Annotated in this window: 20 protein-coding genes; 3 read left to right on the top strand and 17 right to left on the bottom strand. The window is 72.0% G+C overall.

Annotated features, from left to right (window positions below):
* Positions 1-291: 291 nt before the first annotated feature.
* The 12 genes from EV385_RS21730 to EV385_RS21675 all read right to left on the bottom strand — a co-directional run bounded on the left by EV385_RS21730 (position 292) and on the right by EV385_RS21675 (position 14,004).
* Positions 292-945 (bottom strand): hypothetical protein, encoded by a 654-nt coding sequence (locus EV385_RS21730; protein WP_130511122.1) that lies wholly within the window; start codon positions 943-945, stop codon positions 292-294.
* Positions 942-1,259: a hypothetical protein gene (locus tag EV385_RS21725; RefSeq protein WP_130511121.1), complete on the bottom strand. Its 318-nt coding sequence runs from the start codon at positions 1,257-1,259 to the stop codon at positions 942-944. The genes EV385_RS21730 and EV385_RS21725 overlap by 4 nt, the downstream gene beginning before the upstream one ends.
* The gene (locus EV385_RS21720) at positions 1,228-4,920 is read right to left on the bottom strand and encodes a CHAT domain-containing protein (RefSeq protein ID WP_130511120.1); all 3,693 of its coding nucleotides are present in this window, start codon (positions 4,918-4,920) and stop codon (positions 1,228-1,230) included. Before EV385_RS21720 ends, EV385_RS21725 begins: the two co-directional genes overlap by 32 nt.
* 268 nt (positions 4,921-5,188) lie before the next feature.
* The gene (locus tag EV385_RS21715) at positions 5,189-6,793 is read right to left on the bottom strand and encodes an MFS transporter (RefSeq protein ID WP_130511119.1); all 1,605 of its coding nucleotides are present in this window, start codon (positions 6,791-6,793) and stop codon (positions 5,189-5,191) included.
* A 111-nt stretch (positions 6,794-6,904) separates the two neighbouring features.
* Positions 6,905-8,305 carry a hypothetical protein gene (locus EV385_RS21710; RefSeq protein ID WP_207229895.1) on the bottom strand — a complete coding sequence of 467 codons (1,401 nt, stop codon included), beginning with the start codon at positions 8,303-8,305 and terminating at the stop codon, positions 6,905-6,907.
* Between the two features lie 134 nt (positions 8,306-8,439).
* Positions 8,440-9,312, bottom strand: a complete 873-nt coding sequence (locus EV385_RS21705) for an alpha/beta fold hydrolase (RefSeq protein WP_130511117.1) — start codon at positions 9,310-9,312, stop codon at positions 8,440-8,442.
* Positions 9,313-9,344: 32 nt separating this feature from the next.
* Positions 9,345-9,839 (bottom strand): SRPBCC family protein, encoded by a 495-nt coding sequence (locus EV385_RS21700; RefSeq protein ID WP_130511116.1) that lies wholly within the window; start codon positions 9,837-9,839, stop codon positions 9,345-9,347.
* Positions 9,836-10,213 (bottom strand): ArsR/SmtB family transcription factor, encoded by a 378-nt coding sequence (locus tag EV385_RS21695; protein WP_130511115.1) that lies wholly within the window; start codon positions 10,211-10,213, stop codon positions 9,836-9,838. The genes EV385_RS21700 and EV385_RS21695 overlap by 4 nt, the downstream gene beginning before the upstream one ends.
* 106 nt (positions 10,214-10,319) lie before the next feature.
* On the bottom strand, positions 10,320-12,101 hold the full coding sequence (locus tag EV385_RS21690; protein ID WP_242625331.1) for an adenylyl cyclase: 1,782 nt from the start codon (positions 12,099-12,101) through the stop codon (positions 10,320-10,322).
* Between the two features lie 338 nt (positions 12,102-12,439).
* Positions 12,440-12,958, bottom strand: coding sequence for an SRPBCC domain-containing protein (locus tag EV385_RS21685; RefSeq protein WP_130511113.1), 519 nt, complete (start codon positions 12,956-12,958; stop codon positions 12,440-12,442).
* On the bottom strand, positions 12,955-13,275 hold the full coding sequence (locus EV385_RS21680) for an ArsR/SmtB family transcription factor (protein ID WP_130511112.1): 321 nt from the start codon (positions 13,273-13,275) through the stop codon (positions 12,955-12,957). Before EV385_RS21680 ends, EV385_RS21685 begins: the two co-directional genes overlap by 4 nt.
* Positions 13,276-13,365: 90 nt before the next feature.
* On the bottom strand, positions 13,366-14,004 hold the full coding sequence (locus EV385_RS21675; RefSeq protein WP_130511111.1) for a DNA-directed RNA polymerase II: 639 nt from the start codon (positions 14,002-14,004) through the stop codon (positions 13,366-13,368).
* Between the two features lie 102 nt (positions 14,005-14,106).
* Here EV385_RS21675 and EV385_RS21670 point away from each other — a divergent pair, with 102 nt between their 5' ends.
* Both EV385_RS21670 and EV385_RS21665 read left to right on the top strand, forming a co-directional pair.
* On the top strand, positions 14,107-15,345 hold the full coding sequence (locus tag EV385_RS21670; RefSeq protein WP_130511110.1) for a GNAT family N-acetyltransferase: 1,239 nt from the start codon (positions 14,107-14,109) through the stop codon (positions 15,343-15,345).
* 29 nt (positions 15,346-15,374) lie between these two features.
* Positions 15,375-15,818, top strand: coding sequence for a hypothetical protein (locus EV385_RS21665; protein WP_130511109.1), 444 nt, complete (start codon positions 15,375-15,377; stop codon positions 15,816-15,818).
* Positions 15,819-15,827: 9 nt separating this feature from the next.
* On the opposite strand, the gene EV385_RS21660 is transcribed toward EV385_RS21665, so the two are convergent.
* The 5 genes from EV385_RS21660 to EV385_RS21640 all read right to left on the bottom strand — a co-directional run bounded on the left by EV385_RS21660 (position 15,828) and on the right by EV385_RS21640 (position 19,440).
* Positions 15,828-16,307: a ribose-5-phosphate isomerase gene (locus EV385_RS21660; RefSeq protein WP_130511108.1), complete on the bottom strand. Its 480-nt coding sequence runs from the start codon at positions 16,305-16,307 to the stop codon at positions 15,828-15,830.
* 23 nt (positions 16,308-16,330) lie between these two features.
* Entirely contained in the window at positions 16,331-17,251 is a 921-nt protein-coding gene (locus EV385_RS21655) for an alpha/beta hydrolase (RefSeq protein ID WP_242625002.1), read from the bottom strand.
* 15 nt (positions 17,252-17,266) lie between these two features.
* Complete coding sequence (locus EV385_RS21650; RefSeq protein ID WP_130511107.1) at positions 17,267-18,457, bottom strand: DUF1015 family protein; 1,191 nt, start codon at positions 18,455-18,457, stop codon at positions 17,267-17,269.
* Positions 18,458-18,486: 29 nt separating this feature from the next.
* Entirely contained in the window at positions 18,487-18,750 is a 264-nt protein-coding gene (locus EV385_RS21645) for a hypothetical protein (RefSeq protein WP_130511106.1), read from the bottom strand.
* 63 nt (positions 18,751-18,813) lie between these two features.
* On the bottom strand, positions 18,814-19,440 hold the full coding sequence (locus EV385_RS21640) for a DsbA family protein (protein WP_130511105.1): 627 nt from the start codon (positions 19,438-19,440) through the stop codon (positions 18,814-18,816).
* A 169-nt stretch (positions 19,441-19,609) separates the two neighbouring features.
* Here EV385_RS21640 and pepN point away from each other — a divergent pair, with 169 nt between their 5' ends.
* Positions 19,610-22,183: an aminopeptidase N gene (gene pepN, locus EV385_RS21635; RefSeq protein ID WP_130511104.1), complete on the top strand. Its 2,574-nt coding sequence runs from the start codon at positions 19,610-19,612 to the stop codon at positions 22,181-22,183.
* The last annotated feature ends 32 nt before the right edge of the window (positions 22,184-22,215 follow it).

Raw genomic sequence — 22,215 nt, 5'->3', positions numbered from 1 at the left:
TCCACAGCGTAACGGCCCAGGTCAGAGGGTGTATCCCAGACCCGGGCCGTCGTCGTTCCAGGGCTCGGAACGGCCTTCCATGCCGTTTACCTGTCGGCGGCCCGGCTCCGTGCCGGAGCCCGAAGCCCCGCCCCGGGATCCAGGTCGCTGCCGCCGACCGGCTCCGCACTTGCCCGGCTGCCGCACGATCCGCCGCTCCACCCGGCAAGACACTTGACACCGCAATCACGCAAACTACGTGAATCACGCACCTGTCTGGATCGGGTCAGGTAGCCGAGCGCCTTGCGGGGGCTATCGGCTGGGTGCGGGACAAGCGGTGACAGGGGTGATGTCGCGGACGTTGCCGATCGGGGTGCCGTTGACGGTGAGCTGGCCCTTGGCGGTGCGTCCGATTGGCCCGCACGCGGCGGTGCCGGTCTGGTCGACGATGACCGCGGTTGTCGCGGTCTTCTGCTTGGGCTGGGCGGCGACGCTGATCAGCCCAAGGAGCCCGATCGTGAAGACGGTGAGCGCGGCGGCCAGGCCGGTCCATCGGGCTCGCCGCAGCCAGTTGAGTGCGTCGTCGGTGTTCGTGATGACGGCGGCTCGGTAGGCGCTGCCGGACCAGTTGTCGGAGGTCCGGAGGGTAGCCCCGTTGGCGGCTCGTACGCCGGTCACGATGGACGCTGCGGCCAGTATCCCGGCGCTCGTGATCAGGCTGACGATGATCCATCGCAGTGTCGGGCTCGGCACGTCGGTGAGCTTCGTGGGGCCTCCGATGATGGCGACAGCGCCGAAGAGGCCGAGCAGCGTACCGACGGTGCCGGTCCAGGTGGTCGCCGATGCCCTGACCCGGGTGAGTTGTTCGGTCGCGAAGGTCACCGCGGCCTTGTCCCACTCGGCCTCGTCGGGTGGGCCGGGCCGGTGCGGCCGCGATTGCGGGTCGGGTGGTGGCTGCCCGGTCATGATGCCGCTGCCCGGATGTCGGCCTGCTGCCCACAGCCTTTGACCGGTTCGTCGGTTGGTCGGCCCTCGTGGGGGTACCCGCAGTTGCACTGGGCGTGCTTCCACTCCACCGATGAGGTGTAGCGCTGCCTGGTCTGATGGACGGTCATGGGGTGCTCGCAGTAGGGGCAGTTACCGGCCTTCCTCCAGCCGAGTTGGACCTCGTGTTCCAGCCAGGGTTCCCACGGCCAGGACGCGACGTCGTCACCCCACCCGAGGACCGGGTCCTGCCGGTACGGCCTGTCACCGGCCGGTGTGTTCGCTCCGTTGGTCATGGCGCTCCATCGGTGTCGGATCAACGCGCGGGTCCAGCAGCGCGATGAATTGCTGGACCCGCTCGATGTTTGCGGTGGCGCCGCCACCGTAGGATTCGAAGTCGGCTAGGGAGGCGCGGGCATACAGCAGCGCGTCGCCGACGCGGCCCGCGCGGTAGAAGAAGATTGCGACTGCGAAACGGGTCTGCCCAGCGCTGAAGCGGTTGCCGGCCACCTCCTTGAGGCGGATGGACTTCTGGTAGTGGGTCAACGCGGCGTCGTGCTCGCCGGCTTCGGCGTAGATCACGCCGAGATGGTGGTGTGTGACGGCGAGATCCGGTACCGCATCGGCGGGAAGTAGGGCGAGGGCCTCCGTGTACGCGGCGGCGGCGGCGTTGAGGTGCTCCAGCAGCACCGGTGCTGGCTGCGCGGCAGCGGAGGCGTCGAGAAACCGCTCGAGCGCCACTCTACCGAGCTGCCCGACCGTGCGGGCCCGGCCGAGGTGGTCCTGTTCGTCGGTGAGGTCCAGGTCGCGGCGGTACCAATGCTCGGCCCGGTCCAGGTCCCGCAGCGATGGGATGTTCAGATGGGCGTGGCCGAGGTTGAACGCGATCACCCCCTCCTCTTTCCGGTCGCGGGCAGCGCGGGCCAGGTCGGCGGCGCGCTCGTAGTGGGTGACGCAGCCAGGGTCCTTCTGCTCGCGCAGGATGTGCCCGAGGGCCTCCACGCTGACGGATAGGTTGCGTATGCGGCGGCGGTCTGTCTCGGTGCGCTGGTCCGGGGCGGTGGCGAGTGCGACGGCGGTTTCCCGCTCATCGTGTTCGACGCGGGCTTGCTGCAACTGCAGCGCTGCGGTCCAGTCCCGGCCGTCCTGCGCGATTCCGACCCGGTAGTCGGTGAGCAGCCCCCATTCCTCGGCGAGGCCGGGCCGAGGGCCGCCGGTGTCCGCGTCAACGAGGTCCGGTATGAGCTCGTCAACGAGGCGGGCCCACTCCGCGCCGCGCCCGGTGTGCTCGTAAAGGATGCTGAGGCCCTGCATGCAGGAGATCACGTCGTCCCACCGGCCGGCGGCGCGGGCCAGGGACCGCGCGTGCAGCAGGTTCGCCTCCTCCACCCGCAGCGAGTCCACCATCTCGGCCCGGCCCTCGCGGTACAAACGATGAAAGGTGTCGCCTAGGCCAGCGACGGCAAAGGTGTACGCGGCCTGCGCGCGAGATGCCGCGTCCGGGTCCTCATCGACTGCGTTGAGCCGGCGGAAGAACCACGGCAGCGCCGGATGGATCGCGTAGTAGCCGCCGCCGAGGGCGGTGAGTAGCCCGATTTCGGCCGCCCGGTCGAGCAGGCCGAGCCCGGCTTCGCGGGTCAGGCCGGCCAGCGCTGGTACCGCCGACGGGTTGCTTTCAATGCCCATGACCACCAGGACGTCGACGTCGACGGTGTCCTGGAACACGCTGAGCACCGCCAGCTGGGTGCGCTCGGGTTCGGTGAACGCGGCCGTCAGCCCGTACGTGAGCGAGGCGGCCAGCGACCGTGACCGGCCCTGCGCCTCGTCGGCGTCGTCAAGGTCGGCCTCGCCGGCCCGCAGCCGGGCAACGAACCCTTCGATCTGCGCATTGGTCGTGTATCCAGCGCGGAGTGCCTGCCCGACCACCAGCGTGATGGTGAGCGGATTTCCGTCGCTGTAGCGCAGCAGTGGCCGCCAGTCCGCCACGTCCGTGATCCGGTGGCCGTGCCGGGCGGCCAGGCCCTGGGTGAACTGGATGCGTTCGCGCATCGGCATCCTGGGCAGCCGGACCCGGATGGGCAGGTCGCCCAGCCAGCCGCGTTCATCGCGCCGCGAGGTCAACAGCAGCCGCGCCCGGGTCCGCGACACCGCGTGGAGGAAGTCGCGCAACTCGTGCTGCTCGTCGGCGGTCCACGCCGATGGTGTCCCGGCCGGGAACCCGGCGACCGGCTCGACGTTGTCCCAGATCCACAGCACCGGAACCTGCGCCAGTAGCTGCAGAGCCACCTGTCGCCGCTCGGCGTGCGAGAGGCTCAGCCACTGGACCCCGTTGGCCTGCAACACCGGGTCGAACGTGGCGCCGAGCTGGTTGAGCAGCGCCACCAGCGGCGTGTGCTGCTCCAGCGACGAGAACAGCACCGGCCCGTGTGCGTCACTGGCCGGATCGGTGAGCCCACCGGTTTCCGCGTACCAGCGGGCGAACTCCACCGCTGTGGACGTCTTCCCGCTGCCGGCGTAGGCGTGGAGCAGCACGATCCGGTGGGTGTCGAACGCCCGGTCCAGCGCCAGCAGTGTTTCGTCACGGCCGAAGAACCCGACCTCGGGCCCGGGCGGTAGCCCGGCGACGGCCGCGCCGGCTAAGCGGGCATCCGGCCGGCCGACCGTGATCTGCACCGCGTCCCGGGTCGCATCCGGCGCCGCGCGCAGCAGCGTCACCGGCGCCGTCTCATACACCACCGGCACCGACCAGTCCTGCAACGGGCGCGGGTCGAACGCGATCGACCGGTTCGGCTGGGCGGCCAGCTGCCGCCGGCCCATCGACACCGCGCCACCCAGCGAACGCCCTGCCAGCAGCGCGGCATAAAGGTCAGCGACGAACTGCGCCGCGGTCACGACGTAGACGCTGTACCGCATCGCCACAACCCCGGCGACCCCGGCGTCGCTGACCTCCAGTGCGAACGACCCGTATCCGCGCACCAGCGCGTGCAGATCGTCGGCCTGGTCGGTTCGCGGCCGATCCGCGGCCTCGGCATACGCCGAACGGCAGGCGTTGAGCAGCAGCACCCCGACACCGGTACGCGCCAGCAGCGCGCCAAGCGCCGGTCCGTCGACCAGCTGCTGGTTGCCCGGTGTGGTCGGATCCTCGAACAGCAGATACCCGTGAGTGCCCTCACGCAGCGGCGACAGCAGCCCGTACCTGGCCGCACCGATCGGAACCCCGCCGCCGACCCGCAACCGGCTCGCCGGCAGGTAGGTGCCGTGCCCGTCGAAGTGAACTACGTGGAATGGCCGCCCTGCGGCGTGGGCCTGTTCCAGCACTGTCGACAGCGCGGCGAACGTGGGCGGGCGCAGCACCGTCAGGTCGAGGATCTCCCTGGCCTGGGCGGTCTTGAGCAGCAGCGCCCCCACCGAGCGGAACGGCACGTCGTCGCCCCCGCCCGGCCGGCAGATCACCAGCAGCACACGCAGCCGCTCGGCGTGGTCGGGCTCCGGCATCGGCACCCTCTTGGCGGGCTGGGCGTTGACCCGGACGTACTCGGCGGCCTCCAGCGCGACCGGCCGGTCGGTACGCGGATCACGCAGCAGCTCCCACGGCAGCATCGCCGCCGCGTCGACCTCGCAGGCGACCTCGACCCGCGCCGTGTGCAGTGCTCCCCGCGCGCCTGCCCACAGCTCGCGCGCCTCGTCGCCGGCGAACACCAGCTCGAACAGTCGGGTGCCGATCTCGGCCAGCCGGCCCTCCACATTGGCCGCGATCGTCGGGGCCGGGTCGAGCGGGTACTCCAGGAAGTCCTCCAGGTACCAGCGGATCCGCTCCCGGTCCTCGTCGGTGATCGAGAGTTCGAACCGGCTCGTCGCCGACGCCTCGGCTTGACCCGGTAGCCCGGTCAGGCGCGTCGTCACCACATGCTGACCGTCACCCGCCGCGGCCTGCGTCAACCGCAGCACGATACCCACCCGCGTCAGCCTCCCCGTAAGAAACGGTCATCGATCGCGACCAGCCGACCACCGCCCAATAATCACGGGCAACCACCGACCCGACAAACCACTCACCCATCGGTGTGACGCCGGCAGACCGACGGACTAATCGTTGCTGTACCTGACCGCGAGGGGCGCGCCAGCTCGCGCGTTTCATTCGGCGAATGGCTGGCGTATGTCCGCTGACGGAGTACGGCGGCACTGGGACATGTTGCCCAATTTGCCGGAAGCCGCGGCCCTCCTGGCCCTACCCGGTCGGTCGCGCCGCGGTGTCCTCCGCGTGGTACTCGTCGAGCAACTGCTGCTCCTGCTCCCGCTTCGGGAACAGGAAGTACACGAGCACGGCGCCGACCGCGATCGCGATGATGCCGGCGGTGTACGCCCAGTCGGCGCCGTCCAGGAACGACGACTTCGCCGCGGCGGTGATCTGGTCGGCGTACTGCGGGTACCGCTCGGCGGTGTCGGCGGCGCTGGAGAACGACTTGGTCAGCATGCTCTGGACGGCACTGGTGACGTCCTGCTGGTCGGGCGACACCGCGATCGCCTTGGTGAAGGCCGCGGCATAGCCCGCCGTGAGCAGCGCACCGAAGACCGACTGCAGGATGGCGCCGCCGAGGTCACGTTGGAGGTCGGCGGTGCCGGACGCCATCCCGGCGCGCTGCACGGGAACCGACCCGGTCAGCGAGTGCGACGCCGGCGTGCCGGCGAATCCCACGCCGATCCCGATGCACGCGTAGGCGACGGCGATTCGCCAGTACGGGCTGCCCTCCGTCCAGAGCAGCAGCATCCAGGCGAACGCGAACAGCAGGAACACGTACCCGGTGAGCAGCGTGAACCGCGCCCCGTGCGTCTCGACGAGTTTGGCCGAGCGCGGCGCGACCAGCACCATGAACACCACGGCGGGCAGGAAGGCGGCGCCGGCTTCGAGGGTCGAGTAGCCCTGGACGTTCTGCAGATACTGCTGGCTGACGAACGCCGAGCCCATCAGCGAACCGAACACGATGACCCCGGCACAGGCCGCGACCCAGAACACCCGCCGCCCGGCCACGTGCAGGTCGTAGAGCGGATTGCGCGCACGCCGCTGCCGCAGGCAGAACACGACGAGGGCGGCGAGAGAGAGCGCCGTCAGGCCGAGCGCGAGCCCGCCGGCGTCCGGTACCGGCGCGAAGTTGATGGCCAGGATGAGCGACCCGACCAGCACCAGCGACAGGACACCACCGAGGTTGTCGACCGGCTCGGTGGTCTCGTTGACGTGGCCCGGCACGAGGAACCACGCCAGCACCAGGGCGAGGACGGCCAGTGGCAGGGTGACCAGGAAGACCGATCCCCACCAGAAGTCCTGCAGCATCGCGCCGGCGACCAGCGGCCCCAGGGCCGCGATCCCACCGCCGATCGCCGACCACAACGCGATCGACCTCGTCCGCCCCGCGCCGGACCACAACGCCGTGATGAGCGCCAGCGTGGTCGGGTACGCCATGCCCGCCGAGAGCCCGCCGAGCACCCGGGCGGCGAACAGGACGATGTCGGAGGGCGCGTACGCGGCCAGCAGGCACGCGGGTACCGACAGCACCATGCCGAGCAGCAGCATCAGCTTGCGCCCGTAGCGGTCCCCCAGCGCACCGAGGTACAGCACCGAGGCGGCCAGTCCCAGCGAGTAGCCCACCGCGATCAGGTCGAGCGTGGTCTGCGACGAGTCGAACGCCCGGCCGATCGAGGGCAGTGCGACATTGGCGACCGACAGGTTCAGGTTGGCCACCGCGGCGACCGCGATCAGCGAGGTGAGCACCAGACCGGCCCGCGCGGGCGCGGCCGTCGGCGTGGTCGTGCCCGGGGCACGTACGGCGTCTGCCATCTCGTTTCGGCTCCTCACCCAGGGTGACGAGGACAACCCCGGGTTGCCGGTCCAGGTTGGCGCGGCCACCCCCGACCGCGCCTCGCTCGGCACGGATGAAAAGGCCGTCGATCAGCGGGCCGCGCGCCCCGCCGACGACGCGGGCGCCCACGGGGCGGCGCCGCCGAGCGGGTTGGTGCCGGTGGCCGCCAGCAGGTACCAGGCGGTGGCCGCGACGTGCGCGTACGGGTAGTAGCCGGAGGCGACGAAGCCGACGTGCAGCGGGCTGGTCGCGGCGGTCACCCCTCCCCCGGCCGGCAGCGGACGCCCCGCGACGGTCTGCCCGGCGCCCAGCCGGGCCTGCGCGGCGATCAGCGTCCGCAGCGCGGCGGTGGCCGGCACCGGCCCGAGCGGGGACAGGCGCAGGGCGAGCGCGTACTGGGCGGTGCCCTCCAGCCACACCGCGTCCGGATCCGGCCGGGGCAGGCCGGGCTCGATCGGGACGGCGGGATCGGCCGTCCGAGAGGCGGTCGACACGGTCACCCCGGTGAAGGAGCGGCCCGGCGCGAGGGCACTGTTGGGCGAGGCCGCGGTGTCGGTGACGGTCAGCCGGCGGGTCACCGTGTCGAGGCAGCCGACGCGGTCGAGGTCGGCCAGCGCCAGCCACGCGTGGGTCTGCGCCTCCAGTTGCATCGGCTCACGTTCGACGCTGGCGCCATCGGGCGTACCGGCGAAGAACGCCTGCCGGACCGGGCTCCACATGCCTGTGACCAGCCGCAGCGCGTCGGCGCGCCGGGCCAGCCAGACCCGGTCACCGGTCAGCTCGGCCAGTTGGCCGAACAGGGCCACGAGGTCGGCGTTGTGGGTGGTGCTGACGCGGGCGAGGGCGGCGCCGTCGCGGTCGGTGCCCGCGGTGAATCCGCCCAGGGGACCGGACGAGCGGCAGACCTGCGCGATCCACTCGCCGAGGCGGACCGCGCCGCCGAAGAACCGGTCGTCGCCGGTACGCCGGTGCAGCGCGCACAGGGCCAGCGCGGCCCAGGCGCACTCACCGGTGCCGGACCCCGTGAATCCGAACGCGCCGCCCACGTTGACGGTGCCGTCCGGACGCACGAATCCGTACGGCTGGAGCACGCCGGCGCGGGTGTACGGCCCCACGTGGTACGCCTGCCGCAGCCGGCCGTCGGCGTACCGCGGGTCGTGCTGCTGGGCGTAGACCAGCGACTGCCCGAGCAGCCGCGCCTGATCCAGCGACCCGGGCCGGTCATCGTCCAGGTAGGCCAGGATCGCCAGGGCGGCGTCGTAGGTGAACCCGGTCGCGTAGAGCCCGATCTGGTCGGCGTACGACTGGGGCAGCCGCAGTTCGCTGGACGCGGCGTGGGCCGCCAGCATCGCGTCCAGGAACCGCATCGCGCGTTGCCGGGCCGCCCGTGGCACCGCAGGTGGCCCGGCCCGGGCGACCCCACCGCCGGCCAGGGTGGCCCCGGCCAGGGCCACGCCGCTGACCGCGGTCAACACTGCCCGCCGGCTCACGGCCGGACCCGTGCCGCCCACGTACGCCCCCGTCGTCGCGATCGCCGTCCGGTCTGGATGCCGGCTTCCTCATCCCTACCGGAACGGCGTGCGCGACAAGCCGTGAATCAGGGAATTCGCGGGCTCCCCACGGTTCAGCCGGTGCCGGCCAGGGCCCGGCGCAGGGTTGCGGCGAACCCTGCCGGATCGCCCGGCATCGGCGAGTCGGGACCGAGGAACCCGCCGTGGTGGCCGGGGAAGGTGACCGGCGCGGTGCCGAGCAGGTTCGCGACGGCCAGCCCGCCGCGGTGCGCCAGTTCCCCCTCGGTTTGCGCGCCGACGCCGACCACGATGCGGGTCGGGCCGGTGCGCAGGGCGGCGACGTCGGGCACGAATCCCGTACAGGTCAGCAGGTTCTGGCCGAGCAGCGGATCGTCGCGGGTGCCATCGTCGTCGCTGGGCAGTCCGAACGCCGCCGGGTCCGGCGGGGGCTGCTCGGCGAACTCCGCCGGAACCTCGCCGTGGATGCTGGTGAACGCGATGAACTTCGCCATCCCGGGGCCGAAGCCGTCCCGCTCGTACGTCTGGCGGATGTCCACCAGTGCCGCCAGGGCCGGCTCGCGATCGGGCAGCAGCGCGGCGGTGGGCGGCTCGTGCGCCACCAGCGTGCGCACCTCGCCGGGGTGCCGCGCCACCAGCGCGAGCGCGTTGACCGCGCCGCCGCTGCTGCCGAAGACGTCCACCGGACCCCCGCCGAGCGCGGCGATCACCCGGTGCAGGTCGTCCGCGTGCTGCTCGGGCGTGACCTCACCGGCCGCCTCGACGCGCTCGCTGCGCCCGGCGCCACGGGGGTCGTAGGTGATCACCGTACGGTCTCCGAAGTGCTCGGCGAGGCTGGCGAACCCGCTGGCGGTCAGCGGCGAGCCGGCCATCAGCAGGGCCGGGCCCGCGGCGGCCCCGGCCTCCCGTACGTCGTAGTGCAGCACTGCGCCGGGCGCGTCGAGGGTGTAGCTCTTCGGCTGGGTCAAGGGGCCTGCTCCTTTTCACGGCCGCGTCGCGCTCAGCGCGACGCGCTCGCCAGTACGTCGTCGATCTGGCCCATCGCGAGTCGCATGCCTTCCTCCATGCCCATGGCCAGCATCCTCTCCAACTGCTGCGGGCTGACGAAGGTGGTGACGGTGGTCATGCGGGTGCCCGGGCCGGCGGCCTCGAGGGTCACGACGGTGTGGGTGGCGTCGGCCGGGTCCACCGGTTCGCCGTCGTCACCGGCGAAGCCGTCGTCGAACTCCAGCCGGTGCGGCGCCTCGATGGCGGTGATGCTCCACCAGCCGCGCGCCTTCTGCCCCTCGGGGCCGGTCATGTAGTAGCGGGACTGTCCGCCGACCACGAACTCGTGCCGGTCGAAGGTGGACGGCCAGGTCGGCGGCCCCCACCACCGCTCCAGCTGGCGCGGGTCCTGCCACACCTGCCACACCCGGTCGACGCCCGCCTCGAACTCGGCGACGAACGTGAGCCGCAGGGCTTCGACGTCCTTGTGTGTGCTGATGACGGTCACGGGTTGGTTCCCTTCTCGGTGTTGGGCCCCGGCCGGTCCTCGGCCAGGATCCGGTCTTCGGCCAGGATCTGTGCGATGCCGTGGGCGCGGTGCCGCCACAGCTGTTCGTAGCGGTCGAGGAGTTGGGCGGCCCGGCGAAGGGCGGCAATGTCGGCGTGCACGACCTGCTCCCTTCCGCGCCGCTGCTTGACCACGAGGGCGGCCCGTTCCAGCACCACCACGTGCTTCTGCACCGCCGCGAGACTCATCGGGTAGTGCCGGGCGAGCGCGGACACGGACTGCTCGGCGCGGATCACCCGGGCGAGGATGTCGCGCCGGGTGGAGTCGGCCAGCGCGTGGAAGATCCGGTCTGCGGTGCCCTCATCTACAACCATTTGGTTGTAGGTTAGTCCGACCTCCCCGCCACGCACAAGCACTCGAGCGAATCAACGACGAAGGGCCGGAGCTGTCGCAGCTCCGGCCCTTCGTCCTCGGGTGCGGTTACGGGGCCGGGTAGTCCGTGACGTAGACCGGCTGGCCGATCTTCGTGGTGTCGGCCGGGCCGCCGACGCCGTTGACCACGTGATCGATCGTCCCCGCGCTGAGGTTGACCGTCATGATGTGGTGCAGCTTCACGCCCGGGGTCGCGGGCACCTCGAAACCGTTCTCCGTGTGGATCGACGGGTTGTTCTGGTTGAAGACGTACACCCCACCGCCGTAGAGGCGGTGCGTCTTCACCCGATCGCCGACCTTGTACCCGGCGTAGCCCTCGACGCCGCCGTTCATCCAGTCCGCCTGCGTCGGCGGGTCGTACGGCAGCTCGTTCTGGTACAGCACGGTGGTGCCCTGCTCGCCGTTCCAGACCGTGTTGTACCGCTGGAAGTGCTCGACGAACAGGCCGGTCGCGGTCACGTTGTCGCCGTTGACCACGACACCGGTCCGGCCGGTATTGGTGTGCCAGCGCTGGGTGTCGGTGAGGCCCTCGACGCCGTGGTCGGCCCGCCACACCCAGGTGTGGTCGATGAGCACGTTGTCGCTGTTCACCTCCAGCGCGGTGTCGACCTTGCCGATGTGCGGCCCGCCGACCCGGAAGTACACGTCGGACAGGGTGGCCGGATCGGCGACCGTGCTCCAGCCGTGCCCGCCGCGCCGCCCGACCCGCAGCAGCACCGGCGACTCCTGGCTGCCCGCGTCGATGGTGACCCCCGCGATGATCGCGCCGGGCACGTCCGCGACCGTCAGCGGGACCGCGCCGCCGACCGCGGTGAGTGTGGCGTGCCCGATGCCCAGCACCACCGTGTCGGGGCGCTTGACCTCGATGGTCCGGGCGATGTCGTAGACCCCCGGGGTCAGCAGCAGATGCCTGCCCCGGGCGAGCTCCCGGTTGATCCGCCGCACGGAGTCGCCCGGCCGGGCCACGAAGAAGTCGCTGAGCGGCAGCGTGTACCCGGCGGTCTGCCCACCGGCCCAGGACACCCCCCGCGAGTTGCGCCGGGCCGACGGCACGCGGACCTGGTACCGGCCCTTGCCGTCGACGAACAGGTACGGCTTCTCCCGGCTGACCGGCGTGGTGTCCAGCGTCGTGTACGGCGGGTTCGGGAACCCCGCCTCCGTGGGCGCGCCGACGACACCGGAGAAGACCTGGTTCCACACGCCGTTCGACCAGCCGCCGACCTCGCTGTTGCGGGTGATCCACTGCTGCTGGGAACCGCTGACCACGAACGGCAGCCGGGAGTCGGCGATGAAGCCGCCGCTGGCGTACTGCGGGCCGGCGGTGCAGTAGTCCATCAGCGACAGGTTCGCGCCGGTGATGTTGAGGCGGCGCAGCGACACCGCCTGCGAGACGGCCCAGAAGTTCGCCGAGCCGCGGCAGCCGTCCTGGCCGGCCGGGTTCACGTTGACCGTCAGGTTCGACAGGGTGCGCCAGAAGTTGACCAGCGCGAGGCAGTTGCTGGTGCCGCCGTTCTCCAGGCACCGGTTGTAGACCTCGACCTTGCCGTTGATCACCACGTCGGTGGGCGCCGCGCCGAGGCCGGAGACCTCGGTGTAGTAGCCGAGCTTGACCTGCAGCGGGTGCTCCGCGGTGCCGTACGTGCCGGGCTTGAAGAGGAAGGCGTGGCGGGCCGTACCCATCTCGTCGTCGACCTGCCTGGTGTAGGCCGCGTCGAGGGCCGCCTGGATATCGGCGACCGGCATGCCGGGGTCGAAGACGGTGACGTTCGGGCCGAGGCCGGGCGGAGCCGCCGGGGCCGGCGGGGCGGCACCGGCGGCGGGCCCGGTCATCGCGGCGGTGACGGTGAACGCGAGGCTGAGGGCCAGCGAGCGGCCGAGGCGCCGGCCGCCGGGCCGGCCGGCCCCGAGATGTAAGCGCCCATGGCGGTGGGTCGTCATGCGTGGCAATCCTCTCGGTAACAAGCCCGTAATGACCTGCACCACAAGAAAGCAGCCGGACGACCGGGACCGTCAAGAGAAGAGGATGGATAGCAGACGGTCGGCCAATCGATAGAACCCACTGGTGCAACCGGTTCCGGGAAAACGCTCTCCGAAGGACGGAAGCGGTTCCGGAAGGATCGCCCGGGGGCGCGCGGCCCGCGCCTAGGGCCGCGCGCTCCGGTCCGCGCTCAGCCGGCGAAGGGCGCGCCGGTCTCCAGCAGCGTCTTGAGGTCGCTGAGAATCCAGGCCCAGCCACCACCGGCGGCGCCGTCCTCGGTGCTGGCGACCATCGTGGCCGTCGCGGGGGCGCCGGTCAGCTCGTGGGTCAGCGTCAGCCGGCAGACCCCGGGCTGGGTCTTGGTCTCCTCGATCTCGTACGTGAGCCGGGTGAACGGCTCGGCGGCGGTGGTCGGGTCCATCAGCATCCGCCAGGTCTGCACGAGCCGCCGGGGCGGATCGCACTCGATCACCTCGCCGTCGATGATCGTGTCGGGCAGGTCGAAGCCCTGCGCGGCGGCGTACTCCTTCATGTCCTTGCTGGCGGCGGCGTGGAAGGAACCGCCCGGCTTGAGCTCGAAGAAGCTCTGCGCCTGGTAGGCGTACCGCCCGTTCCACTCGGGGTCGGTGATGGCGGCCCAGATCCGCTCGGGGGCCGCCTTGATCCAGACTCGGTAGACCTGCGTCGTGGTGGCGGTTTCGGTGGTCATGGTTCTTCCTCCAGCGCTTTCTTGAGATCGACGAGCGCCGTCACGTGACGCTCGGTGTACTTGTCGATCCACCGGTCGTGGATCAGCCGGATGGGCACGGGGTTGAGGTAGTGCAGCTTCTCCCGGCCGGAACGGCGCACGACGACGAGACCGGCCTCCTGGAGCACCTTCAGGTGCTTGGCGACGCCGAAGCGGGTCATCTCCAGCTCGGACTCCAACTCGGTGAGCGTGCGGCCCTCGCGGGCGAACAGCAGGTCGAGCAGGAAACGACGGGTGGCGTCGGCCAGCGCCTTGAACACCCGATCGTCGTCCGTCATGACGCAAAGTTATGTGACCAAAAGGTCACATGTCAAGCCGTAGAAAACCCCCCGGGAGTCCTCCCGGGGGGTCTGCCGAGCCGGGTGGGGTCAGCCGAAGAGCCCCACGACCCACTGGTAGCTGCTCATCACCCAGGCCGTCTGACGCAGATGCGCGAAGCCCACGCCGACCAGGAAGAGGGCCGCCACCAGGTGCGAACCCTTGGCGGTCCGCCGCACCCGGCCGAACTGCCGTTCCAGCACCAGGCGGCCGACGAATCGCGACAGCGCGAACAGACCCGCCGCCACCACCACGCTGAGCAGGAAGATGATGATCGGCACGGTCAGCGGGCCGCTCGACGAGATCGCCCAGATCCCCCAGCACACGAACGCGAACAGCAGGGCCGCGGTGCTCCACTCGCTGCCCCGGCGCAGCTGCTGCACGTGCCAGCCCATCGAGTGCCGCTCGTGCGGCGCCTCGGCGCCGGGCCAGCCCGTACCGGTGGCCTCGTGGTCGGCGAACTGGCGGGTCCGCGGATTCGGGTTCACCTGCGCGCGGCCCCGCGAGAACGGCTGGGCCTCGGCGTGCACCGGGAACTGGCCCGGCGCCGCCGCCTGGCCCTGAGCGGGCGCCCGCCCGCCCGGCGCGGCGGCCGACGGGGGTGGCTGCGGCACCGTGGGTGGCTCCGCCCACGGGTCCTGCGGCGGCATGTCGAGCGTCCGTTCCGACCACCGTGGCTGGTCCGGCATCGTGCTCCTCCCCCGGGTAAGCGGATCGTCAGTGCTGCCATCGAGAGTAACGAGCCCGCAAATAGGTCGCCGCCACGCCGCGCGTCGGCTACACAGAACCCCATGGACTCCTCGGACGTTCAGGTCAGGATTGGCGTCGCGGACGACTGGGAGGCCGTCGCGGATCTGGTCGGCCACGCCTTCCATCAGCCCTACGATCAGGTGTGGCGCGACGCCGAAGGTTCGGTGTACGAGCCGGAGCGCTCACTGATCGCCGACGACGCGGGCCAGATCGTGGGGCACGCCTCCGCGTACACCCGGGAGCTGAGCGTGCCCGGCGCGGTCGTCCCCGCCGCGCATGTCACGCAGGTCAGCGTGGCGCCGACCCACCGGCGCCGTGGCCTGCTCAGCCGCATGATGCGCCGCCAGCTCGGCGAGATCGCCGCCGACGGGCGCGAGGCCGTCGCGGTGCTGTGGGCCAGCGAGGGCAAGATCTACCCCAGATTCGGGTACGGCCTGGCCGCGCAGCATCTGAACGTCGACGTCATGACCCGCGAGATCCGTCTGACCGACCCCGCACCGGCGACGCCGGCCGCGCGGCTGCGGCTGGTCCAGCCGGGCGAGGCCGTCGCCGAGCTGGCCAAGGTGTACGAACAACTGCGCCCCGACCGCCCCGGCTGGTCCAGCCGCGACGACCGCTGGTGGCAGTACGTCCTCGCCGACCCGGAATCCCAGCGGCACGGCGCGACGGCGTTGCACGGGGTGGTGGCCGACACCGCCGACGGCCCCACCGGGTACGCCCTGTGGCGCGGCGTGTCCCGCTGGGACGGCCACGGCCCGGACGGCGAGGTACGCATCCGCGAGGTGGTCGCCGCCGACCCCGCCACCTACGCGACGCTGTGGCGTTTCCTGCTCAGCATCGACCTCACCCGCAAGGCGACGGCCGGTTTCCTCCCCCTCGACGAGCCGCTGCAGCACCTCGTCGACGAGCCGCGCCGGCTCGGCGCCCGGGTCTCGGACGGACTGTGGATCCGCCTGGTCGACCTGCCCCGCGCGCTGGCCGCCCGCCGGTACGCCACGGACGTCGACGTGGTGCTCGAGGTCTCCGACGACCTGCTGGCGGCCAACACCGGGCAGTGGCGGCTCACCGCGGGCCCCGGCGGCGCCACCTGCACCCGCAGCACGGATCCGGCCGACCTGGCCTGCACCGTGCTGGAGCTGGGCGCGGCGTACCTGGGTGGGACGTCGCTGGCCGCGCTCGGGGCGGCCGGGCGGGTCCGGGAGCTGACCCCGGGTGCCCTGGCGGCCGCTTCGACCGCGTTCGGCTGGCACCGGCTGCCGCACGCCACCGAGGTGTTCTGAGGTTCGGCGGCGGCGGTAGGTTCGGCGGCATGGGCGAAACCGAACGCCGGCGCCGACGCGTGCGCCCAGCCCCGTCCGACGCCGCCACCCGATCCGACACCGCGTCCCCTGCCGAGGCGGGCCCGCCAGCCGCCGCCGCCCCGGCCGCCGCCACCCCGGCGCGGCACGGTTCCGGCGGGCCCGGCCCGCGCGGCGGCGGCCCGCGTACGACACCCGGGGGTGGCTCCCGGCCGGTACCGGGTGCGGGGCCCCGGCCCGCCTCGGGCGCCGGGGCGGGCGGGGCGGAGGACCGTGAGGTCGAGCGGGGCCTGCGCGGGCTGGTCGGCTCCGGATCGTCGCAGGTCAGCCTCGGCGCGGCGCTGCGCGCCCGGGACGCGGCCCGCCCGACGCCGGAGCAGCTGGCCGAGGCGGACGCCAGTTTGACGATCGTGCGCCGGCACTGGACCCCGCGCGAGGACCTGCCCCGCCGCTGAGGCGGCCGGTCAGGACTGCGCCGACGGCAGGGGCGGCAGCTCGCCGGTGCGCTCGTAGGCGGCGAGCTGGGCGATACGCCGTACGTGCCGCGGGTCGCCCGAGAACGGCGTGCTGAGGAACGCGTCGGCGAACGTGGCCGCCTCGTCGAGGGTGTGCTGGCGGGCGCCGATCGCCAGCACGTTCGCGTCGTTGTGCTGGCGGGCGAGCTGGGCGATCTCCACCTTCCACGCCAGCGCCGACCGCACCCCCTCGACCTTGTTGGCGGCGATCTGCTCGCCGTTGCCCGAGCCGCCGATGACGATGCCGAGGCTGCCCGGGTCCGCCACCACCGAGGCACCGGTGCGCAGGCAGAACGGCGGGTAGTCGTCGTCGGGGTCATAGCCGAGCGGACCCACGTCGACCACCTCGTGTCCCTGCTTGGACAGGTGGTTGACGAGGTGGTTCTTCAGCTCGTAGCCGGCATGATCGGAACCCAGGTAGACGCGCATGACGGCAGTCTGTCAAACCACGATCAGAACGTCAGCGCGGCCCGCAGTGTGACGGCGATGTGATCCGCGGCGCAGCGGGCGGCATCGAAGACCGCGAGTTTGCGGGCGAAGCCGTGATTGACCCCCGCGTAGCGGACATGCACCACGGGGACACCGGCCGCCAGCAGGGCGTCCGCGTATTCCGCCCCCTCGTCGCGCAGCACGTCGAACTCGGCGGTGATCAGCAGGGTGGGCGGCATGCCGGACAGGTCCGGTGCCGCCAGCGGGGCGACGTCCGGGCCGAACCGGTCGGCGCGCTCGGGGGCGAACGTCTCCCACGCCAGCCGCATCGAGGCGCGGTCCAGGCCGTACCCGCCGACCTCGTCGTACGACTCGGAGGCGGTCATCGGGTCGATCGCGGGATAGATGAGCACCTGGTAATCCAGCGGGGTGCCCGCGTCGCGCTGGCGGCGGGCCGCCACCGTGGCCAGTTGGCCCCCGGCGCTGTCCCCGCCGATCGCCAGCCGGGACGCGTCGACGCCCAGGCCCGCACCCTCGGCCCGGACGAACGCCAGCACCGTCTCCACGTCGTCCAGGGCGGCCGGGAAGACGTGCTCCGGCGCCAGCCGGTACCCCACGGACAGCACCGCGCAGCCGGACCGGTCGGCGATACGCCGGCACAGCCGGTCGACCGTCTCCACGCTGCCGTACGTCCACCCGCCGCCGTGCACGTAGACGAACACCGGCGCGGCGTGCCGCGTCGCGTACAGGCGGCACGGGACCCCGGCCGCGTCCACGTCGACCACCACGGGCAGCGGGATGGCCGGGCCGCACTCGGCCTCGTTGGTCTCCTCCATCGCCAGCCGCACGAACCGCAGCAGCGCGTCCGAGTCGGTGGTGAGCAGGTCCGCGGGCGGCCGGCGCCGGATCCGCAGTGACTGCTCGACCTGCGGGTGCAGCCCCACGGCCCGGCCCGCCCGTCAGCCCAGCTCGGCCAGGACCAGGCCCGCCCGCGCCTTGGGGGTGAACCAGGTGCTCTTGCGCGGCAGCTTCTGCCGGGCCAGGTTGACCGCCACGAAGTCGTCGACCGTCACCGGGGCGATCAGCACGGCCAGCTCGGCGCGGCCCGCGTCGACCTCGCCGCGCAGCCAGTCGGCCGGGTAGTCGCCGCCCACGTACGAGATCCGCTTGTCGCCCGGGTCGAGCCCCAGCACGTCGCGCAGCAGGACCCGCTCGACCAGGGCGTGATCGAGGTTGTCGGTCGCGGGCGCACCCGCCGACGGCGGCAACACCACCGAGTACGAGCGGCCCCGTACGTACAGCTCGATGGTGCCCTTGGCGGGCACGGCCGCCGGGCGCGGCAGCTCCTCGACCCGCGCCCCGGCCGCGCGCAACGCGGGCAGGAAGTCGGCGACGGGCAGCTCGGCGACCAGCCGGTTGTACGGCTGGATGGCGACCGACGCCGGGGTGGTCACCACCGCGAGGAAGCGGGGCAGGTTGCCGGTCTGCGCGGCGAGGCTGCGGTGGTTGCCGTCGGCGACGACCAGCTCGCCGCCCCCGGCCAGCGCGGTCAGCTCGTCCTGCAGCGGACCCGCCGGGATCACCCAGATGGTGTGGGTACGGCCGGACTGGTCGGTGTCGGTGGCGGCGGGCTCACCGGCCGTCCCGGCGGCGGCCGCGAGCGCGGCGTGCAGTTCCTCGCCCCGGCCGGTCTGCAGCAGCAGCACGGGCGAGAGCAGGGTGCGCAGCGTGTCGGCCAGCGCCACCCGCTCGCGCACCTTGGCGATGAAGACGTCCTCGTTGCGGATCACCAGGCCGGGCTCGTCGGCGGCGGTGGAGATCTGGTCCGTGTCGACCATGGCCCACAGGCCGTATCCGGCGGGCTCGCCGGGGGCGGTGATCCGGTACAGCACCACCACCCGCTCGGCGGCGGTGTACCCGCCGCGGGCCTGCTCGGCGGCGAGCCGGGCCGCCGCGTCGGGCAGCGCGTCGGTGAACGAGCTCCCGAGCGACTCGGGCGCCCGGTGCGGCATCTCGATGGCGAGCGCGCTGTGCGGGTTCGCGGCGATGATCTCGGTGATCTCGGCGTCGTCGGCGAACTCGTCGTAGTTCTGCGCGCCGGTGCCGCCAGTGGTGATCCAGGCCCGGCTGATCGGGTGCACGACCGTCATGGCAGGCAACCTACCGGCGGGCCACGCGGTCAGTTCGCGCGGGCTGCGCTGCGGTGCCGTCCCGGTGCTGAGCTGGGCCGCGGCTGGCCCGGCGCGGCGTGCCGAGGTCCGCCCGGCGCGGCGTCCTCGTCGGCGTCGGCCGGGACCGCGTCGGTGCCCACGGGGCCCAGCGTGACCACCACGGGCGGGGCCACCATCTCGGCGAGCTCGGGCGGCAGGGCCGGGCACACGCTCGCCCAGGCGCCGCGCTGCACGGTGATCGCGGTGGTGGCGACGCTGTCGGTCTCGGACATCGGAGCCTCCGGTCGGGTGGTGATACCTCCACTCAACGCCGACCGGAGGCCTCCGGTGGTGAATCAGTCGAAGATCGGACCGATGTCGCGGGAACGCTTCAACTCGAAGAAGCCGGGCGTCCCGGCGACCAGCAGGACGCCGTCCCACAGCCGGCCCGCCGCCTCGCCCTTGGGCGCCGGGGTGACGACCGGGCCGAAGAACGCGACCGTCTCGCCCGCGACCGGCCCCGGCGCGTGGATCACCGGGGTGCCCACGTCCGTGCCGACCGGCTTCATGCCCGCGTTGTGGCTGGCCCGCAACGCCTCGTCGTGGGCGTCCGAGTTCGCCGCGGCGGCCAGTGCGGGGTCGAGGCCCACCTCCGCCAGGGCCTCGGTGAGCAGCTTCTCGTCGAGCTCGTACTTCTGCAGGTGGATCCGGGTGCCCAGGGCGGTGTAGAGGTCGCGCAGCACCTGCGGGCCGGCGGCCTCGGCGGCGGCGATGCAGACCCGTACGGGCCCCCATCCCTTCTCCATCAGCTGCTGGTAGTGCTCGGGCAGATCACGGCCGGAGTTGAGGACGGACAGGCTCATCACGTTGAACCGGACATCGAGGGGACGGACCTTCTCGACCTCCAGCAACCAACGGGATGTCATCCACGCCCACGGACATAGGGGGTCGAACCACATGTCGACGGTGGCACGTTCAGTCATGAATCGATCCTCCACCCTGCGCGTTGGCGGCGTGGTGGAAGATCTCCCCCGCGCTCGGTGAAGTGCGCCACCCATGGACCGCATAGGGTGTCGTGGAAAACTCGGATGGGGGCGCGCCGTCCCCACCCGCCGCAGCCGCGACAGCCAGCGCAGGGTGCGGAGAGTCAGCATGAGGAGAGGCAACGTGGCCGGAGTTCGGAACCTGACCCAGGTGGAGGCGGCGGAGCGGGCCCGCCTGCTCGAGATCACCGGGTACGACATCGCATTGGATCTCACCGACGGTTCCGGCAACCCGGGTGAGAACACGTTCCGGTCCGTCACCACGGTCACGTTCCGCTGCTCGGAGCCCGGGGCGACCACGTTCATCGAGGTCGCGGCGGTCGCCGTGCGCTCGGCGGTGCTCAACGGCGCGCCCGTCGACACCTCCGACTGGTCGGCCGAGAAGGGCCTCACCTTGACCGGGCTGGCCGCCGAGAACACCCTGGTCGTCGACGCGGACTTCGCGTACTCGGCCAGCGGGCAGGGCATGCAGCGCAGCCTCGACCCGGTGGACAAGGAGATCTACCTCTACAGCCAGTTCGAGACCGCCGACGCCCAGCGGGTGTACGCCTGCTTCGACCAGCCCGACCTCAAGAGCTCCTTCACCTGGCATGCCACGGTGCCGGCGCACTGGAAGGTCATGTCGAACATGCCGGCGGAGCGCACCGAGCCCGCCGGGCCCGGCGCCAAGACGGTCCACTTCCCGCCCTCGGTGCGGATGAGCTCGTACATCACCGCGCTGTGCGCGGGGCCGTACCACGAGGTGCGCGACTCGCACGACGGCATCGACCTCGGTGTGTACTGCCGCGCGTCGATGGCCCAGCACCTCGACGCCGACGACCTGTTCCTCATCACCAAGCAGGGCTTCGACTTCTTCCACGAGCACTTTGGAATCCGCTACCCGCTGCCCAAGTACGACCAGCTGTGGGTGCCCGACTTCAACGCCGGCGCGATGGAGAACTTCGGCTGCGTCACCCACGCCGAGGCGCACTACATCTTCCGTTCCCAGGTCACCGACTACGAGTACGAGCAGCGCGCCAACACGATCCTGCACGAGCTGGCGCACATGTGGTTCGGCGACCTGGTCACCATGCGCTGGTGGAACGACCTGTGGCTCAACGAGTCCTTCGCGGAGTGGGCCAGCCACTGGTGCAACACCCGGGCGACCCGGTTCGCCGACGCGTGGACCACGTTCATGTCGATGCGCAAGAACTGGGGCTACCGCCAGGACCAGCTCTCCTCCACCCACCCGGTGTACTGCGAGATGCCCGACCTGGAGGCCGTGGAGGTCAACTTCGACGGCATCACGTACGCGAAGGGCGCCAGCGTCATCAAGCAGCTCGTCGCGTACGTCGGGCTGGACCCGTTCCTGGCCGGGCTGCGCGCCTACTTCCAGCGGCACGCGTGGGGCAACGCCACCTTCGACGACCTGCTGACCGAGCTGGAGTCCGCCTCCGGCCGGGAGCTGCGCAAGTTCGCCGCCCAGTGGCTGGAGACCGCCCAGGTCAACACGCTGCGGCCGGTGGTGGAGATCGCCGCCGACGGCACGTACGGGCGGGTGGCGGTGCACCAGGAGGCCCCGACCGCCTACCCGACCCTGCGCACCCACCGCATCGGCGTCGGCCTGTACGACCTCGACGGCGACCGGCTGGTGCGCCGCGAGCTGGTGGAGGTGGACGTCAGCGGGGAACGCACCGAGCTGACCGAGCTGACCGGCAAGCGCGCGGCCGACGTGCTGCTGCTCAACGACGAGGACCTCACGTACGCGAAGCTGCGCCTGGACGAGCGGTCCATGGCCACCGTCGTGCGGCACATCAGCGGCTTCGACTCCTCGCTGGCCCGGGCGCTGTGCTGGGCGGCCGCCTGGGACATGGTGCGCGACGCCGAGCTGGCCGCCCGCGACTACGTGGCGCTGGTGGTCAGCGGCCTGCCCGCCGAGCAGGACATCAACCTCGTCACGGCGACGCTGCGGCAGGCCGCCGGCGCGGTGGCCCTGTACTCCGACCCGGCGTGGGCACCGACCGGCTGGGCGACGCTGGCGCGGCTGGCGAAGGACGCCGTCGCCGCGGCCGAACCGGGCAGCGGCTTCCAGCTCGCCTGGGCCCGCGCGTTCATCGGCGCGGCGCGCGGCGAGGCGGACCAGGCCACGCTGCGCGGCTGGCTCGACGGCGTCGACGTGCCCGATGGGCTGACCGTGGACACGGAGCTGCGCTGGACGCTGCTGCACGCGCTGGCCGCCCTCGGCGCCACCACCGACCAGCAGATCGAGGACGAGCTCAACGGCGACCGTACGGCCAGCGGCGAGCGGGAGGCCGCGCTGGCCCGGGCGCTGGTACCGACCGCCGAGAACAAGGCGCAGGTGTGGGCGCGGCTGACCGGTACGGAGAAGCTGCCCAACTGGCTGCACCGCTCCCTGCTGCAGGGCTTCCAGACCTCCAGCCAGGTGGCGCTGACCGCCCCGTACGCCGCGAAGTTCTTCGACGTGGTGGGCGACGTCTGGGCCCACTCGGACAGCGAACCGGCCCAGGAGTTCGTGGAACTGGCGTACCCGGTGTACCAGATCAGCGAGGAGACGGTCGCGCTGACCGACGCGTGGCTGGCCCGCGACGGGCATCCGCAGTCGCTGCGGCGGCTCGTGGCCGAGGGCCGCGACGGGGTGCTGCGAGCGTACAAAGCCCGCGCCCGGGATTCGGCAACTGCCTGACCGGACCTGACGAAGGCGGCCCCGGTCGGGGC

Origin of the sequence: Krasilnikovia cinnamomea (assembly GCF_004217545.1) — a bacterium.
Taxonomy (GTDB): Bacteria; Actinomycetota; Actinomycetes; order Mycobacteriales; family Micromonosporaceae; genus Actinoplanes; species Actinoplanes cinnamomeus.
This window is presented reverse-complemented; position numbering and strand designations above follow the sequence as displayed.